Annotated in this window: 12 protein-coding genes; 6 read left to right on the top strand and 6 right to left on the bottom strand. The window is 70.0% G+C overall.

Annotated features, from left to right (window positions below):
- Positions 1–365: 365 nt before the first annotated feature.
- The 3 genes from ACY1JF_RS06510 to ACY1JF_RS06500 form a co-directional block, all read right to left on the bottom strand.
- Positions 366–1,466, bottom strand: coding sequence for a DUF3644 domain-containing protein (locus ACY1JF_RS06510; protein WP_462704010.1), 1,101 nt, complete (start codon positions 1,464–1,466; stop codon positions 366–368).
- 203 nt (positions 1,467–1,669) lie between these two features.
- Positions 1,670–2,209: a GNAT family N-acetyltransferase gene (locus tag ACY1JF_RS06505; RefSeq protein ID WP_180685961.1), complete on the bottom strand. Its 540-nt coding sequence runs from the start codon at positions 2,207–2,209 to the stop codon at positions 1,670–1,672.
- Complete coding sequence (locus ACY1JF_RS06500) at positions 2,206–3,492, bottom strand: XRE family transcriptional regulator (protein ID WP_462704009.1); 1,287 nt, start codon at positions 3,490–3,492, stop codon at positions 2,206–2,208. The genes ACY1JF_RS06505 and ACY1JF_RS06500 overlap by 4 nt, the downstream gene beginning before the upstream one ends.
- 240 nt (positions 3,493–3,732) lie before the next feature.
- On the opposite strand from ACY1JF_RS06500, the gene ACY1JF_RS06495 reads away from it, so the two are divergent.
- From ACY1JF_RS06495 to ACY1JF_RS06470, 6 genes are all read left to right on the top strand, one after another.
- Complete coding sequence (locus tag ACY1JF_RS06495; RefSeq protein WP_462704008.1) at positions 3,733–4,179, top strand: ATP-binding protein; 447 nt, start codon at positions 3,733–3,735, stop codon at positions 4,177–4,179.
- A 509-nt stretch (positions 4,180–4,688) separates the two neighbouring features.
- Positions 4,689–4,868, top strand: a complete 180-nt coding sequence (locus ACY1JF_RS06490; protein ID WP_053212995.1) for an FxLD family lanthipeptide — start codon at positions 4,689–4,691, stop codon at positions 4,866–4,868.
- A 212-nt stretch (positions 4,869–5,080) separates the two neighbouring features.
- Entirely contained in the window at positions 5,081–8,041 is a 2,961-nt protein-coding gene (locus ACY1JF_RS06485) for a lantibiotic dehydratase (RefSeq protein WP_462704059.1), read from the top strand.
- Positions 8,038–9,306 (top strand): lanthionine synthetase C family protein, encoded by a 1,269-nt coding sequence (locus ACY1JF_RS06480; RefSeq protein WP_462704007.1) that lies wholly within the window; start codon positions 8,038–8,040, stop codon positions 9,304–9,306. Before ACY1JF_RS06485 ends, ACY1JF_RS06480 begins: the two co-directional genes overlap by 4 nt.
- 23 nt (positions 9,307–9,329) lie before the next feature.
- Positions 9,330–11,411 (top strand): methyltransferase, FxLD system, encoded by a 2,082-nt coding sequence (fxlM, locus tag ACY1JF_RS06475; protein ID WP_462704006.1) that lies wholly within the window; start codon positions 9,330–9,332, stop codon positions 11,409–11,411.
- 89 nt (positions 11,412–11,500) lie between these two features.
- A complete protein-coding gene (locus ACY1JF_RS06470; protein ID WP_462704005.1) occupies positions 11,501–12,610 on the top strand; it encodes a hypothetical protein in 1,110 nt (369 codons plus the stop codon).
- Between the two features lie 135 nt (positions 12,611–12,745).
- Here the strand turns inward: ACY1JF_RS06470 and ACY1JF_RS06465 are convergent, their stop codons facing one another.
- From ACY1JF_RS06465 to ACY1JF_RS06455, 3 genes are all read right to left on the bottom strand, one after another.
- The gene (locus ACY1JF_RS06465) at positions 12,746–14,455 is read right to left on the bottom strand and encodes a relaxase/mobilization nuclease domain-containing protein (RefSeq protein ID WP_462704004.1); all 1,710 of its coding nucleotides are present in this window, start codon (positions 14,453–14,455) and stop codon (positions 12,746–12,748) included.
- Positions 14,452–15,108 (bottom strand): MobC family plasmid mobilization relaxosome protein, encoded by a 657-nt coding sequence (locus ACY1JF_RS06460; protein WP_462704003.1) that lies wholly within the window; start codon positions 15,106–15,108, stop codon positions 14,452–14,454. The genes ACY1JF_RS06465 and ACY1JF_RS06460 overlap by 4 nt, the downstream gene beginning before the upstream one ends.
- 135 nt (positions 15,109–15,243) lie before the next feature.
- Positions 15,244–16,092, bottom strand: coding sequence for a DUF2637 domain-containing protein (locus ACY1JF_RS06455; protein ID WP_462704002.1), 849 nt, complete (start codon positions 16,090–16,092; stop codon positions 15,244–15,246).
- Positions 16,093–16,144 lie beyond the last annotated feature (52 nt).

Raw genomic sequence — 16,144 nt, 5'->3', positions numbered from 1 at the left:
CCAGCCTCCGCCCTCAGCGCTTCCGCCAGTCTTTGTGGGGCTCGATGAGGGTGCTGCCTCCTGCCCACTTCATCCTGCAGACTGGGCAGATCACGTACCACTCGTCGCCTGGTGCACTTTCGTCCATGTACCCGTCCTGTCCTGTCCCAGGGCAGTCTTCGAGGATTTCTTCTTGACGCATTGCTTCCCCTCAGTGTCTGGTTGATCAGGCTGCGCCTTCAGCGGCGACAGCGGTAGAGCGGATGCAGGCTAGCGCAGCCCACTGACACGAGCAGGGCGCCCGAAAATCGTGGGTAGCGATACTCCGACGTCCAGAGCACGATGGTCTCGGCAGAGTCGTCAAAGATCGCCTTGCGTCTCGACGGTCACCCAGCTCGACAGCCGGGCACTTCGCAGGGCTCCAGTTGGCGGGCGGACGGGTTGTGAGCTCGCCAGACGGCATCCAGATCCAACGTGTCGCGCGCGGTGCGCATGCGGGTCAATGCATTGTCGGAAAAGCGTTTCAGACGTTGGGAGCTGAATACGAACTCGTGGCAACACGCGGGATCAGCGTCGATGCCCAGGTGCCGCCGCAACGCGACGCACTTGGGTTGGGTCAAGGCAAGGGCCCCAGCGAGCTCGGCCGCCGAGCGGTGGTATTTGGCCTGGAGGTCCACCTCCCGGATGGCGGCGGCGGGCACGGTTTCATCAGCTGCATAGCGCACGGGCGGAGCCGCCTGGTTCTTGACGAAGCGCACTTTGATCAGCAGCCCCTCACCGTCCGTAGCAGTAGCCAGCTCCTCCAAGCGAGGGAAGACTTCCGAGCGCGCCGCTCCCCCGCGTATGCCGGCCTGAACGCGATCGACGTCCTTGCTCGAGACGCGGGTCTCCGGCCCGGTGTGGGCCTCCATCGCCAACAAGGTTCGAATCCTGGCTCGCGCCTCGTGCGTCGCGCGTCGGCCCGGCTTGAGTAGGGCTGCGATCTGCGTGTATTCCTCGTCCAGGAGGAGCGCAAGGTCACGCGGCGGGTCAACCGACACCGGCAGTACGCGGTTGGGCAGGTGGTCAGCGAGCGGCTCCTTGAATACGCCTCTGAGCAGGTCGTCGAAGAGTGTCACGGCAGCTCGGGCATGCACGTAAAGCAGCTGCTCGGAAACCTGGTTGAACCAGTGCTGCTCGTCATCACGCATGGCGTCGATGGCTCTGAGCGTTCCTGCGTCAGGCTCGCTGAGCTTGATGTCCGGGTGTTCTGCAGCCTTGCGCACGCAGGTCTCAAATCCAAGTGACCGTCCCATGGCCGGGTCGAAGACGCTAATGCCCTTCTGCACGAGCGCGGCTTTCAGCAGCATCTCGAAGGAGTGCTGAAGGTGCAAAAGTACCTTCGTTTCTCGCCCTCGGTCGTGCGGTGAGTTGAATGCCTCGGCCGCCGCAACCATCGAAGAAACGGCCTTCTCCTTGAGGACACGGGCTTCTTGCCTCAGTCTCACTCGTAGCCCTCACGTTCCAGACGCACCAGCCAGCCGATGTCCAGGGTAAAGGTTTCCTGTCATTACGGGCTGGTAGATGCTACGACGAGTACCAGCCCCGCTCGGTCGCCCCGCCTCTGCGCCCAACATGTGCAACGAGGCCCCGCCGGACGTGCTCCGAGACTGGCCCCGAGGGTCAATTCCTGCGCTGCCCGCCTCTTGGGTCAGCGGGTGTTGCGGATCATCACGGTAAGCACCGGCGAGGCCGGTGACGGCTGGCTCTGCCCGATGTCCTCGTACCCCCACGACCTGTACAGCGCGTGGACCTTTCCGTCTCCAGCGGCTGGGTTGACCATGAGTGTGACGTACGGCTCGTCGCGTGTGGCGAGGAGGGCGTCGTGGATGCGCCGGGCAGTGCCGGTCTTCCTCCATGCCGGCCGGACGCCGATCTCCTTGAGGGCCACGGCTGGTCGCTCGGTGTACTTGTCCGCCGGCTCGGGACTGGTGCGCTGCCAGTAGCGGTCACCGTGCTCGATGGTGTTGCCGTAGGCGTAGCCGACCGGATGTCCGTCTGCATACGCGAGGACGGCCGTGAACCCTGGTTCACCGCTGTGTCGGTCCAGGCGCTCGCCGAATGCGGTGACAGCGTAGTTCGGCAGGTGGAGGAGCGGGGCGCGTACATCGGCGTACACGTCCAGGAGATCGCCTCGGGCGGCGCCGAGAGTGGTGAACGTGCGCAGCTCGATGGCGGGTGCCGTGGTCATGCGGCGGTCCTCCAGGCGGCGGTGTGCTCAGTCCAAGTTTGCACGGTAGAGCTACCCGGTGCGGTTGCGCGCAGTGCAGCCCCGAACTCCTGCAGCATGCGCGACACCCGGGCGTGCTGGGTAGCGGCGTCGACGGGGACCTTCATCGCGGTGGAAGTGGCGGCGTCCGCGGCACCCTGCGCGAGTTGGGCGTGTGCAAGACGGGTCGTGGTAATGGCCCGAGACCGGACCATGTGGGGCCGCAGGGCGGACAGGCATCGGTGGGCGTGGAACTCGGCGGTGGGGTAGTCGCCCAGCGCCAAGTAGGCGGACAGCGCCAAGGAGTCCAACTCCGCCTGGTCGTAGAACGCGAGCATCCACACCGGGCGGTATTCGTCCGGGTCGGCACGCAGCATGGCGTCCTGTGCCTGATCGATGGCGCGGCGAGTGCCGGCACGATCTTGCGCCGTACCGTGAATCGCCGCCTGCCGTGCCAGACCGAGGGACGCGAACAGCGGGTCACGGCGTGTGATGTGCAGGTTGCGGGCGACATCGTTCGCCGCGTGCGCATCGGCGGGACGGCCCATGTGCCGGTACATGGCCCCCGCGTGGCTCCAGATACGGAACTTGATCGCCTGGTCGCCGGACATCTCGGCGAGGGCCTGGGCCTCACGCATGTGCGCCTTCGCGTCGCCGTATCGCCGACCGTCGATTGCGGCCCACATCGCCGAGGAGCGGAACGCCGCTGCGGAGGCGTAGAGGCTGCTGCGTACGCGCTGGGTGGCGCTGCCGGCGTTCTGGAGGTTCAGCGCCTCGTCGGCGAGCGTGGCGGCCCACTGCTCGATGCCGAGTTGTCCGCCGTGGCGGTGATCGCTGGCGATGATCTTGGCAAAGCGCGTGTTCAGGCGATCGACGTCGGTCATGCCGATACGGCGGGGCGCTGCGGTGCCCGGCGCGGCTGCTGCTGCGGCTGCTGCCGCCGCGATGCCACCGACGAGGGTACGGCGCTTCATGTCGGGGTCCTCCTGCTGCGGTGGGGCCGGGGTGGACGGTGTCCGGCCCCGTGGCACGAACCCTAGAGCGACGGCGGGCAGGCCGCTGACGTCCTCAAGTGCCGTGCGGGTAGCCGATTTGGGCCACGTGACCCGCCCTGCCTTCCAGGCACGGACCGACGAGCCGTCGAGACCGCCAGGCCGCCCGGTCAGCCGCTCTAAGGCGCTGTTCACAGCGTCAGCAAGGCTGTTGGAGCTGTAGCCGTGTTCGGCCATCCACGCCTCAAGAACCCTGTTGCGCGGGGTGTCCATGCACGCACGGTAGCTCTCACGCCCCCTCACCCACCAGGTAAAGGGAAGGCCAAATCACCCTAGGTCTTTCTTCCGGGTGGATGGCTGATCGCCCTAATCACCTTGCTTCAAAAGGGAGTTGTCTGGTTACTGGTCGCTCGCCACTCCCTCCGGTGCGGGCGGCTGTTGACGGCCCGGCCCGCCCCTGGCGCCTTCTCCGGGGCGATCCGGGCGCCGAGACAACGCGAAGGCTCTACCCCAATGACGAGTCTCAGTACGCCAGTTCAGGTCGCACCCACCGGCCACCCCGCCTACAGCCAGACCTTCCCGTGCGAGCCGTCCACGGCCGAGGTCGGCCGCAAGCTCGTCCGTGACGCCCTTGGCGTATGGCACCTCGACAACCTTGCCGATGTAGCCGCGCTGATCATGTCGGAGCTGATCGCGAACGCCGTCAGGCACACGCCGTGCCACTCGATCCGCCTGCTTGTCGGGCGGCCGAGCGCGACACGGGTACGTGTCGGCGTGGTGGACCAGGCACCTTCGCGCCTCCCAGTCCTCGGTCAGGCTGGTGAGAACGACGAGTCAGGCCGTGGTCTGCTCCTGATCGACGGCATCGCCCACCGCTGGGGCTATGACCTGCACGGTCCGGAGGGGCGTCCATGGGGCAAAGAGGTCTGGGCGGAACTCCTTGTAAGGGGCGGCGCGTGAGCACCCCGGCCACCGTGACCCAGCCCCTCCCGGATGTCGCCCGCCTCCGGCCCCGCCAGCAGATGGCCATGGAGTGCGCACGCTGCGCCCGGTACCTGGGGGCGAGTGGCGAGATGCTGGGCGATGTGCGTTATCGGGGCCTGCTGTTCCGGCTCTGGATCTGTGGACCGACCTGTCGGTCGCCCACCGCCGGTACGCGAACCGGAGCCGAGGCGTGACTCCCCGTGTGGACGAGCATTGGGTCACCGGTGACTGCTGGCTCGGGTGCGGGCGCACTGGAGTGCCCGTGATCTGGCTCGGCCCGCTTCAGTGGGACGGACAACACGCCCCGGTCTACTCCTGCAGGCCGTGCCTCGACCGCCTCAAGGCTCGGGCGCTCGCCTACTTCATGGAACGGCGGCCGGCTGCCGTCTGACCAGACTCCCGCCCCCGACCGTGCAGTGCTCTGCCGTACGGCCGGAGGCGGGCACCACCGAACCACAACATCCCGACGACTCAGAGGAGTTGGCATGACACGCAGCACCGTAGTACCGAGCAGCACCTACGCGACCCAGCAGGCCCCGGGGACGTCGGACGGCTTCGACCTGGACGTCTCTCTCGTCGAGGTCGCCGATCCGGCGGGACTCGTCAACCTGACCGACGACAACTGCGGAACCACCTGCGGCGCCTGCACCACAAACGTCGCCTGACCCGAGGCTCCACGTCTCTACGGGCTGGTGCCGTCGCGCCTCGTGGCGTGGTGGCACCAGCCGCCCGTCCCTTGCCTCCGGAGGTATTGGTGGCTGCTCCGCGCCCAGCGTTCCGAACCGGCACGACCGCCCTCGTACGAGCCGTTGCCCGGCCGACACTGCCGTGTCCTGCGCTTCCGGACCTCGACGATCGCTCTCCCAACGGGTCCGCCATCGGTGCCGCCTGGCTGCGCGCCGTCTGGGCGAACGGCGACCTCGCCGAAGCCCTGGAACACGCCAGCCCAGTCCTTGCCGCGCAGGTACGGACCGTGTGCACGGCCGATGAGCCGTCAACGCGAGACGTCCGGCGCACGGCACTGTCCGTGGCCCGTTACCTGCTGCGCTCCCAGCACCGAGCGACGCCATTCGGACTCTTCGCCGGTGTGACCACCGCCGAGTTCGGCCCGCAGGCACGCGCGAGCTGGGGTGCGGAACACGTGACTGTCGGCCACGCGGGCGCAGAGTGGTTGGCAGCTGTCGTCGAGCGGCTGGAGTCCTGCCCCGACCTCCTCCAACGACTGCCCGTGGTCGTCAACAACACAGTGACAAGCCGCGGCGACCGGCTCATCGTGCCATTTCAATTCGACGCCCAGGACGATCGAACTCGCGCGGTTGAGGCATCCCTGGCCTTCACCGAACCCGTGCGCGCAGTCCTCGCCGCGACACGGGCGCCGATCCGGGTAGGTGCGCTCGCGGACAAGCTCGAGGCGGAATTCCCCAAGGCCGGGCCTGAGAAGGTGCGCCGGCTGCTGGTGGAATTAGTCCAGCGGCGTGTGCTGATCACGAGTCTGCATGCGCCGAGTACCGAGGCCGATGCCCTCGGGTATCTACTCGATCAGCTCGACGCGATCGACGCCGATACCCTCCCTCCGGTCGCGGAGACGGTGCGCGAGCTACGGGCGATCCGGACCGGTCTGAACGAGTGCACTTCGCGTGGCAGGCGGGACAGCGTCGCAGCGCGGATGAGGGCGCTCGTGCCGGGCCTGCGCCGCCACCCTGTCGCGCTTGACCTGCGCCTGGACGCGCAGCTCGTACTGCCGGACGCGGTCGCCCGCGAGATCGAGCGCGCCGCCCTGCTCCTGACCCGAGTCAGCGCCCGCCCGTACGGCACCGCGGCATGGGGCGCGTATCACCAGCGGTTCTACGAGCGGTACGGCATCGGCACGATGGTCCCGCTCCAGGAGGTCGTCGCGGACAGTGGCACCGGCTATCCCGACGGCTACCCGGGTACCCCGCCCGGCGCCCGTCGACCTCGCGTCTCCGCTCGGGATGACGCCCTCGTCCGGCTGGCGCAGGCCGCCGCGCTCGATGGCCGCGACGAGGTGGTCCTCACCGACGACGTGATCGACGCCCTGGACGTAGGGCCCGACGAACCCAGGGTGCCGCCGCACCTGGAGATAGGGGTGCGCATCCATGCAGCCAGCGTTGGCGAGCTGCAGCGTGGGCAGTTCCGGCTGGAGGTCATGAGCGTGTCTCGCGGCGCCGGCGTCTCCACAGGCCGGTTCCTCAGCGTCCTGGCCCCCGCCGACCGTGAGGTCCTGGCCGCCGAGCTGGCTGACCTTCCGACCGCCGACAGCAACACCGTGCCGGCGCAGCTCTCCTTTCCGCCCCTCCTGCCCGAGACCGCCCACGTCACTCGGGCCCCGCAAGTCTTGCCCACGCTGATCAGCCTCCAGGAACACCGCACGCCCGCTGACGATGTCCTCACACCTGCGGACCTGGCGGTGGGGTGCGACGGGCGCCGTATGTACCTGGCCGCCCCCGAGCGGGGCCAGCGCATCGAGGCCGTGGGGATGCACGCGTTGAACCTGCACACGCACACGCCGCCGCTGGTGCGATTCCTCACCGAGCTGTCCCGCGCCCAGTGTGCGCAGGTCACCGTGTTCGACTGGGGCGCCGCAGCGGCGATGCCGTACCTGCCGCGACTGCGGTACGGGCGCACGATCCTCTCCCCGGCCCGCTGGCGGCTGGAGGCGGCCGAGCTGCCCGGCCGCGTACGCCCCCGGGCCGAGTGGGACGCCGCGCTCACCGACTGGCGGGCTCGGCGACGCCTGCCGCGGCGGATCTACCTGGTCGAGGACGACCGACGCCTGTTCCTCGACCTGGACCAGGCAGGCCACCGGACGCTGCTTCGCCACCACCTCGACCGGGTGCGCCTGGCAGTGCTCGTCGAGGCCGCGGAACCGGAGGCGTTCGGCTGGTGCGACGGTCGCGCTCACGAGGTAGTAGTGCCGCTCAAGGCGACCCGGCCGCCGGCGTGGCCGGCACTGCCCGCCCCCACCCCAGCCCGTGCCCTCTCCCCGGCCCAGATGCAGACCCCGGCCGCCTCGTCGGTGCTCCTGGCCACCCTGTATGGAGACGCCCATCGCCAGGACACCCTGCTCTCCCGACACTTGCCCGACCTCCTCCAACGGCTCGGCGGCCCGCCGTGGTGGTTCATCCGATTCCGGGACCCCGAGCAGCACGTGCGCCTGCGCATCGCGCTCCCGACCCCGGAGGCATTCGCCGAGACGGCCCACACAGTGAGCGAGTGGGCCGACGAACTGCGCGGTGCCGGTCTGCTGGCGGACCTTCGATATCCCACCTCCTACCAGGAGATGGGCCGCTGGGGCTCCGGAACCGCATGGGACGCGGCCGAGGAGGTGTTCCGGGCGGACTCGCGCGCCATCCTGGCCCAGCTCTCCCAACCACGGCGCCCGCACCATCGCACGCTGGTGGCCGCTCACACCGTCGCCATCGCGTCCGCGTTCCTCGGCAGCACCGAAGCCGGGATGCGCTGGCTGATCGACCACATTCCGCCCACGGCCCCTTCGCCCGTACCGCGCCCGCAGTTCGCCGACGCCGTACGTCTGGCCGACCCTGGCGACGACTGGGCGGCATTACGCGGCGCCCCCGGCGGAGCGGCCCTCGTGTCGGCGTGGTCCGACCGCGACGCAGCCCTCGCCGCCTACCGGCCACACCTGCCGGGAGCGGACACCGAGGGCATCGCCATCGACGACGTCCTGACCTCACTGCTGCACGTCCACTTCGTACGGCACATCGCGGTGAACTTCCCCGAAGAAGAGGTCTGCCTCTACCTCGCCCGCGCCGCCGCCCTGGCATGGACCGCCCGCACCACCGGAAGGACACCGTGACCGCCCACCCCGCACTGGACCTGGCCGCCGCCGTCGCCGAGCAGCTCGCCGACCCCCACACGGCGCACCTTGGGCCAGCGGTCTCACATCGGCAGAACCTCGCCCATGGCCTGCCCGGCATCGCGCTCCTGCACATCGAGCGAGCCGCGGCCGGCCTCGGACCGTGGCAGCGCGCCCACGACTGGCTCGCCGCAGCCTCCCGCGAACCGTTCACCAGCGGCCCCGACAGCCACCCCTTCTACGGAGCGCCCGCCTTCGCCCACGCTCTGGCCTGTGCCAACGACCACCTGCCCAGCGCCTACCAGCGCGCCCTGGACATCCTCGACCAGAAGATGGCCGCCGACGTGAGCCGCCGCGTAGACGCTGCACACCGCCGCATCGACGTCGGCCTCCTCCCGGCGCTCGCCGAGTTCGACACCATCCGGGGCCTGACCGGCTACGGCGCTTACCTCCTGCGCCGCAACCCAGACGCCGCCGCTCTATGCGCCGTCCTCGACTACTGCGTTCGCCTCACCCTGCCGATCACTCACGACGGCGAGCCCTTGCCGGGATGGTGGACGGACACGGGGCCCTCGGGTCGCCCGGACGACCGTTTCCCTGGCGGGCACGCCAACAACGGCATGGCGCACGGTGTCGGCGGCGTGCTTGCGCTGCTGGCGCTCGCCGCGAGGCAGGGCACGTTCGTCGACGGCCACGATGAGGCGCTGGGGCGGATCCTGGTGTGGCTGGACCGATGGCGAGAGGACACCGGCCGAGGCCCGGCGTGGCCGTACTGGGTCACGCGGGAGGAGCTGCGCACCGGCCGCCTCACCCCGACCGCACCGCGGCGGCCGTCCTGGTGCTACGGCACCGCCGGTCTCGCCCGCGCCCAACAGCTCGCCGCGCTCGCCCTCGGTGACGCCCGCCGCCAGGTCGACGCCGAGAACGCGCTCGTCGCCTCCCTCACCGACCCCACCCAGCTCAAGACCACGAGGGACAACGGCCTGTGCCACGGCTTCGCCGGCCTCGCCCACGTCGCCGCCCGCGCGGCGGACGACGCCCACCCCTCGACTGTCGGACAACTCCGCGCCACCATCCCGGCACTTGCGGCCGCAGTCCACCCACCAGGGACGGACGCTGCCCATGGCGCCTCGGAACTCATACACGACGAGGAGCGCGGCCCCGGCTTCCTCGACGGCGCCGCCGGTATCGCCCTGGCCCTCCTCGCCCCCAGCACCGCCGCACCGCCCCGATCCGCCTGGGACGCCTGCCTGCTCATCGCCTGATCCCACCGACCGAAGGACCCCGCATGTCCCCGGACCGCTGGCAGCAACACAACATCACCTTCGCCGACCGCGAGAGCGCCCAGCGCGCCATCGCCGAACGCATCGGCCCCGTCCTCCTCGCGGCCGAAGAGGACGAACAGCTCACCGGCTGGTGGTTCATGAACAAGCAGCCTTGGCCGCTCCGCTACCGCGCTGATGAGCCCTCACCCGCCGTTGAATCGCTGCTGAGTGAGCTTGTCAAGGACGGTGTGGCTGTGTCCTGGCTGCCCTGCATCTACGAGCCCGAGACCCACGCCTTCGGTGGGACCGAGGCAATGGACGTCGCCCACGACCTGTTCCACCAGGACAGCCGCCACCTCCTCACCTACCAGCCCGGCCCGGAGCACCTCGGGCGCCGGGAAACCGCCGTACTGCTGGCGAGCGCGATGATGCGGGCGGCCGGCCTGGACTGGTTCGAGCAGGGCGACGTCTGGGCGAAAGTCGCCGCACTCCGGCCGGCGACCGGCCATCTGCCCTCCGAGCGGGCCGCCGGGCTGCTGCCGCCCATGCGGACGCTGATGACTGTCGAAGCCTCCAGCCTGTATCGCCCGAGCGGCCCGCTGACCGGGCATGACGGGTGGGTGGCCGCCTTCGAGCGGACGGGTGCCGTGCTGGCTTCCCTCGCCCATCGTGGTGCCCTCACTCGCGGTCTGCGAGCCGTCATGGCCCACCACGTGATCTTCCACTCCAACCGCGCGGGTCTCCTCAGTGATGACCAGAGCGCCATGTCCAACATCGCACGAGAGGTAGTCATGGGAACGAGTGACAACACCGCGTCGCCCGCCGAGGCAACGGCCGACGCCGATAGCGTCAGCGCGGTGAACACCGACACGATCACCACCCCCACGGCGGACGCCGAGCGCCTGCGCAACGCCCTGGTCGACCAGCTTCTTGCGGACGGACACGCCCGCACGCCCGCCGTCGAGGACGCGCTGCGGACCGTGCCCCGCCACGTGTTCGTGCCCGACGCGTCACTCGAAGACGCCTACGCCAACCAACCGGTGCACATCAAGTACGACACCGACGGCACGTCGATCTCCTGCGCCTCCCAGCCGGGCGTCGTCGCCCTTATGCTCGACCAGCTCGAAGCCCAGCCCGGCGAGCGCATCCTCGAACTCGGCGCCGGAACCGGCTACAACGCCGGCCTGCTCGCCCACCTGGTCGGCGAGAGCGGACACGTGACCACCCTCGACGTCGACGACGACCTCGTAGTGGGCGCCCGCGCGCACCTCACCGCTGCCGGGATCACCAACGTCAAGGCGGTGACCCGCGACGGAGCCCTCGGCTACGCCGAAGGAGCGCCGTACGACCGGATCATCGCCACCGTCGGCGCGCACGGCGTACCGCACGCTTGGTTGCAGCAGCTCGCCCCCGGTGGCCGGCTCCTCGTCCCTCAGCGCCTCAAGGGCACAGTGTCCCGCTCCATCGCCTATGAGCAGCGCGACGGCCGATGGGTGTCCGTCAGCAGTGAGATGAACACCTTCATGCCGCTCCGTCGGGGCATCGCCGACGACGATCGCCGCGTTGTCCCGCTCAGCGCGGACGGCACCGTCCGACTGCAGGCCCCAGCCGGGCAGAACATCGATGTCGATGCCCTCGCCGGCGTCCTGGACCAGCCGCGCACCGAAGAGTGGACCGGCATGACGGTCCGCGCCATGGAATCGCCCGAGTGGATGGAACTGTTCGTCACCTGCTCCCTCCACTCCGGCCTGATCCGGATGCTGTTCCCGCAGAACGCCAAGGGCACCCTGCTCACAGAAGACCCCTACCCCTCCTCGACCGCGGCCGTCGAGAAAGGCGCCGTCACCTACCTGGCGCGACGCTTGTCGGAGCGGAAGACCCCCGAGGGCGGCAAGCTCTGGGAGTTCGGCGTCATCGGCCACGGCCCCGGCAGCGACGAGCTGGCCGCGAAGGTCGCCGACGCCATCCGCACCTGGGACCGGGAGTACCGCGACCGTGAGGCCACGTTCGAAATCCAGCCCCTCGACGCCCCCGCCATCGAGCAGCGCCCCGGCCTCTTCGCTCTCGACACCCCGCTGAACCGCATCGTCGTCAACTGGAAGTGATGTCACACCAGATGTAGAGACGGTGCCCGCCGGGGCACGGCTGGCGGGCACCGTCGTCTCCGTAGTTCGCATTCATGCCGAGGGAACTCATGGACCCATACGGACCCATAGCCCAGCGCTTCCCGCTCGTCGCCCGATTCCGGCCCCCCTGTCTGCCCCTGCCGGAACGCGTGGGCAGCCTCGTCGAACTCGCCGACACAGCAGTGAAGAAGAGCGACCAAGGGCTCGCATCCGCCGTCTACAACCAGGCCGCGCTCATCGCCTCCGATCTCGGCCTCCCCGACCTCGCACGCGAGATGTGCCACCAGCACGCCGACGCCTACCTCCACGCCTGCCCCCTGCCCGGCATGAGCGCAATCCGGGGCCTGGAACCGGTCGTCAACCTCGCACGCCTCCAGGTCCGTGCCGGCCACGCAGACGAGGGACGGCAGCGACTACTCGACCTGTACGAGGCCGTCGAGGCGGGCACAGCCGCACGGTTCGAGGGCGTCGCCGTGCCGGCGGACCTCACCGCGACCGACGAGGACCGCAAGGAGGTCCGCGCTTGGCTGTGGCGTGTGCTCCTCGCCGACGGCACACGCACCCTCACCACCATGGGACGTTGGGCCGAGGCCGAAGCACACATCGAAGCTCACCGCGGCGTAGGCAAACGGATGCTCGACGGGCGCCAAGTTGCCGTACTCGCCGCTCTCGCTGCGGGTGACACGGAAGGGGCCTCTGTCCTCCTTGCCGACACGGTGCCCGGCGATCCGTGGGAGCAAGCCGTCACGGTTTGCCTCACCGTCCTGTGCCACCGCGACGCCGGGCAGCCGGTCGACCGCCACCTGGCGGACCTGGTGACGGCCTACTCGGGACGGGAGACAGAACCTGGGATGACCGTCTTCGACATCCGGCTGGGACTTGCCGTCCTCGACGCGATCGGTACGGCCGAGGCGCCGGCCGCGCGCCACATCGTCGAGGACCTCCACCGCAGGACGACGGACGCCCACGATGGCTACGCGGCCCGCGAGACCCTGGCGCACCCTCTGTTCACCGCGATTGCTACGGACCGGCAAGCGCAGGACTGCCGCGCTCTGGTGGGTGCCTGCGCCCTCGGAGCAGGGATCATGCCGGACGAGCTGCAAGGAGAGCTGGCGTCGGCCTTGCGCGCAAGTGACAGCGTGATTCGTACGAGTCTCGCAAGGCCATTCAATCCCTGACGTACCCCTGTGGAGAGATCCTCATGAGCGCACGAGCTCGGGAGAGGTCGTGCCGCAGCGGGACTTGTTGGACGCGTGAGCCCGGTGATCGGCGACACCACGCGGCGCGCTCCCACGTTGCCCGTGGAGGCGTGATCAGCGGCGCCGTGCTTGCGGCGGTTGCGGGGCCGGAGCGGCGGCTGCCTGGTGGACCAGAGTGTTGGGGCGCTGTGCTGCGCTGTCGGCCCAAGCAGGGCTCTGGGCTTGTGCTGCGCGGGCTTGTGCGCTGGGTGCCGACCGTGCGCTGAGGCGTTGGATGCGCCAGGTCAGGACCCGTGCGGGGCGTCGGACGTCGTCCAGGGCGCGCTGGTCGGCTGCATGCATAAGGAGCTGTTCCGGGTCGTGTCCGGCTGCCTCGGCTTCGGTGAGGAGGGCGGTGAGGGCGTCGAAGGCGGGGTCCTCGATGACCTGCTCCGCGTGGTCTGGCACGGCCCGGCGTATCTGGCGGATGTGCCGGTCCACGGTCTGCTGGGGTGGTCGGCGCTGCGCCAGGGCGGCCAGGGGTGCGGCTGCGGCTTGGTCGTAGGCGGCCTGGAGGTGGAGCAGGGTCTGGTGGGCGGCAGCCACTTGCTGGTTGTGCTGGCGGAGCTGGTGCCAGCGGGCGGCGGCGATGACGACGAGGATCGCAGCGTCCAGGAACATCGCCAGGGCGGCGCCGTCCCTCGGGACGGGCTCGCGGAGCATGGCGCGGACGGCGCCCCGCAGGGCGCGGGCGTGGTGGTGTTCGGCCCGGACGCGGGAGCGGGTGGCGCGTTCGAACGCGGTCGCTGCTTCTCGGAGTTGGGGGCGCAGGGTCTGGGGCGCGAGGAGGGGGAGGGCGTCGAGGGCTTCACCGAAGGCGGCGAGGTGGGCCTGGCCGGCTTCGTCATCGGCTTGGTCGAGGCGGTGAGGGATGCACTCGGTCGCGGCGGTGGCCTGGTGCCAGGGATCGGGCCTACGCCGGCCAGACTGGTCGGCGGGCTGCGGGCCGATGTTCGCCAGGCGCTCTTGGATCTTGGGAAAGGACAGGTCCGGAGCGAGTTTGGAGCCCGAGTACCAGATCGGGCTGCCTGCATGGTCTTCGACGGCGACCTTGTAGCCGCGTACATCGCCGGAGGGGAAGTACACGATCTCGACGAGCACGCCGTCGAGATGGTGGAGCAGGTCGACGAACTCCTCCAGGCTGGAGGCGGCGGCCACGGCCGTGCGCACGGTGGCGCGCAGCCGCTCTCGGGCGGTCTTGGCCTGACCGGCGCGACGGGCCTTCTCCTGCTCGGCGCGCGTCGGGCGCTTGGCGGCCGTGCGGTCCCCGCGCACCACCTGGAACAGGCCGTACTCCTTCTCGATCGCGGCGAGTTCGCGGTCGGCGGTGAGGTAGTCGTTCCAGTGGCGGGCGGTACGCAGATCCGCCCGGACCTTGGTGGCGGCGATGTGGATGTGGTCGGGGGCGTGGCGGACGGCCACCCAGCGGCAGCCGTCCGGGTCATCATCGGGCGAGATGCCGGTGGCGGCGACGACGCGGCGGGCGATGTCGGCCCACTCCTCGTCGCTGAGGTGGCGGTCGGTCTCGGCGGCGCGGATGGAGCAGTGCCACACGTGCTTCTCGGGAGCGCGGCCGAGCCGCCGGGCCTGCTTGACGTGCAGGTCGAGGTCCGCCACGAGGAGCCTCCTGGTGGCGTCAGCGTCCTCGAAGCGGCCGGGGTCGGGGGCGAAGCCGTCCCAGGAGGCGACCAGGTGCGGGTCGGTGTGGTCCGTGGCCCTCTTCGTGTCGAACAGGTACCGGATCAAGCCCGCAGTCTCCTTGCCACTGCTGATCTTTGCGATCACCGCGCCACCTTCCTGGAGACAGCCTCGTTCGCGCCTGCCGCGATGTGGCGAACGGTGGCGCCGACCGCGGTCAGGGTGGCTTCGGCTTGAGCCAGGAGGGCGGTGTCCACAGGGTGTGGATGGCCGCCGGAGTTGAGCTTCTTGGCGATCTGGTTGATGTTGTGGCCGATCTTGGCGACTTCGCCACGGAGGGCGGTCAGCTCGTCGATGTAGTCGTCGAGCGGGGTTCGCTGGCCGGGCAGGGCGAGGTCGCCCTGGACGTGTGCCATGACGACGGCGCCGACGTAGTGGGCGCCGGCGATGTTCAGCGACCGCGCCATGCGGAGGATGCTGGTCTTCTCCTCGACGCTGTAGCGAGCGTCGACTCGCTCCTTGCGCTGGCCGTTCGGGTCGGGCTTGCGCCGACGGGCGACGCGGTGCAGGGCAGCAGCTTCGGCGGCGCGCGGCAGCGGCGCAGCGGCAGCGGCGCGGGCGACGGGCTGTTCCCCCTCCGGCGCCCCCTGGCGCCCGAGCGCCTCCGCCACCCCCGGGGCGGAGGCATCCCCGCTGAGGCCGTCCTTGGACGGTCCAGCGGCATACCTTGCTGGCGCGTGGGTGGCTGGGCTGGTCATCCCCTCTTGCGTAGTGGGGAGTTCACGGCGCGCGTCGTGCATGAGGCGGTTCTCCGTTGGGCGTTGCTGGGGCGGGGTGGTCTCGGATCGACCAGCTGCGGGTCGGCCACCCGTCCCCACGCTGACCTGCGCGGGGACGAGTGATGGGTGGTCGAGTGGGGGGATCGGCTGCGGGGCTTAGAGGGAGCCAGCGCGGGCCGTGTCGGGTTCGGCCGACTGCGACGAGGCGGCCTCGTCGAGCTCGGTCTGCAGGATGTTCTTGAGCGTTTCCGCGTCGGCCTTGCTGATCGAGAGGCCCTTGCCACGGATTGCTGCTTCGATGTGGCGGCGTGAGGCGCGTCCTCCGCGTCCTGGTGGCGCGGTTCGTGCGATGGCTAGGAGTTCGTCGGACGCAGTGCGGGCCTGCTGATCTTCTGCCTTGGCGGAAGGGTGCGAGGACTCCGGCACATCGGCGGCAACCCGCGCCACGTCGCCTTGACCGGCTGCCGCGTCGAGACCGGCTGGCTCCGGCAGACCGGAGTCGTCCTGCGCAGGAGTGGAGGGCTGGGCACCGGCAGTGCCGCTGTGGCCGTGATCGGTACAGGGGTGGCCTTCGGGGGTGGGGTCAGCCACGAGCTGGTGGATCTGCCGCATCAGGACGCCGAAGGCCAGCAGGGCCGCAGTCGGGGGAACCGCGGCGACCACGTAGTCGAGGATGGGCACGGTGCTGGTGTTGCCCGTGCCGCTGACCCCGGCCACGTTGAGCGCGATGGAGCCGACCGATCCGGTGGCGGTGAGGGCGATGGCCCAGCCGTCGGTCACCCGGCGCAGACCCGCGCGGAGCATCAGCAGTTCGCCCGCGACGATGAACGCGTCCAGGGTCGCCGGCCAGGCCCACTGGCGGACCGGGGAGCTACTGAGCCCGTGCTGTCCGGCGACCTGAGCCAGGTGCGCGTACGAGAGCCAGAACCCGCCTGCGGTGAGAGCCACGATGACGACTCCGGCCGCGATGAGCGCGTACCGCTCGGCAGCCTGCTTGGTCATCATCGGTCCTCCTTCGTCAGGGAGGTGGTCCTGGTGGGTGGGTATGGAGAGGGGG

The sequence above is a fragment of the Streptomyces sp. SYSU D01066-1 genome (genome assembly GCF_054956795.1).
This window is presented reverse-complemented; position numbering and strand designations above follow the sequence as displayed.

Excerpts from the sequence above, each read along its gene's own strand:
- ACY1JF_RS06505 (WP_180685961.1), bottom strand. The coding sequence starts at position 2,209 with ATGACCACGGCACCCGCCATCGAGCTGCGCACGTTCACCACTCTCGGC.
- ACY1JF_RS06500 (WP_462704009.1), bottom strand. The coding sequence starts at position 3,492 with ATGGACACCCCGCGCAACAGGGTTCTTGAGGCGTGGATGGCCGAACAC.
- ACY1JF_RS06495 (WP_462704008.1), top strand. The coding sequence starts at position 3,733 with ATGACGAGTCTCAGTACGCCAGTTCAGGTCGCACCCACCGGCCACCCC.
- ACY1JF_RS06490 (WP_053212995.1), top strand. The coding sequence starts at position 4,689 with ATGACACGCAGCACCGTAGTACCGAGCAGCACCTACGCGACCCAGCAG.
- fxlM (WP_462704006.1), top strand. The coding sequence starts at position 9,330 with ATGTCCCCGGACCGCTGGCAGCAACACAACATCACCTTCGCCGACCGC.
- ACY1JF_RS06470 (WP_462704005.1), top strand. The coding sequence starts at position 11,501 with ATGGACCCATACGGACCCATAGCCCAGCGCTTCCCGCTCGTCGCCCGA.
- ACY1JF_RS06460 (WP_462704003.1), bottom strand. The coding sequence starts at position 15,108 with ATGCACGACGCGCGCCGTGAACTCCCCACTACGCAAGAGGGGATGACC.
- ACY1JF_RS06455 (WP_462704002.1), bottom strand. The coding sequence starts at position 16,092 with ATGATGACCAAGCAGGCTGCCGAGCGGTACGCGCTCATCGCGGCCGGA.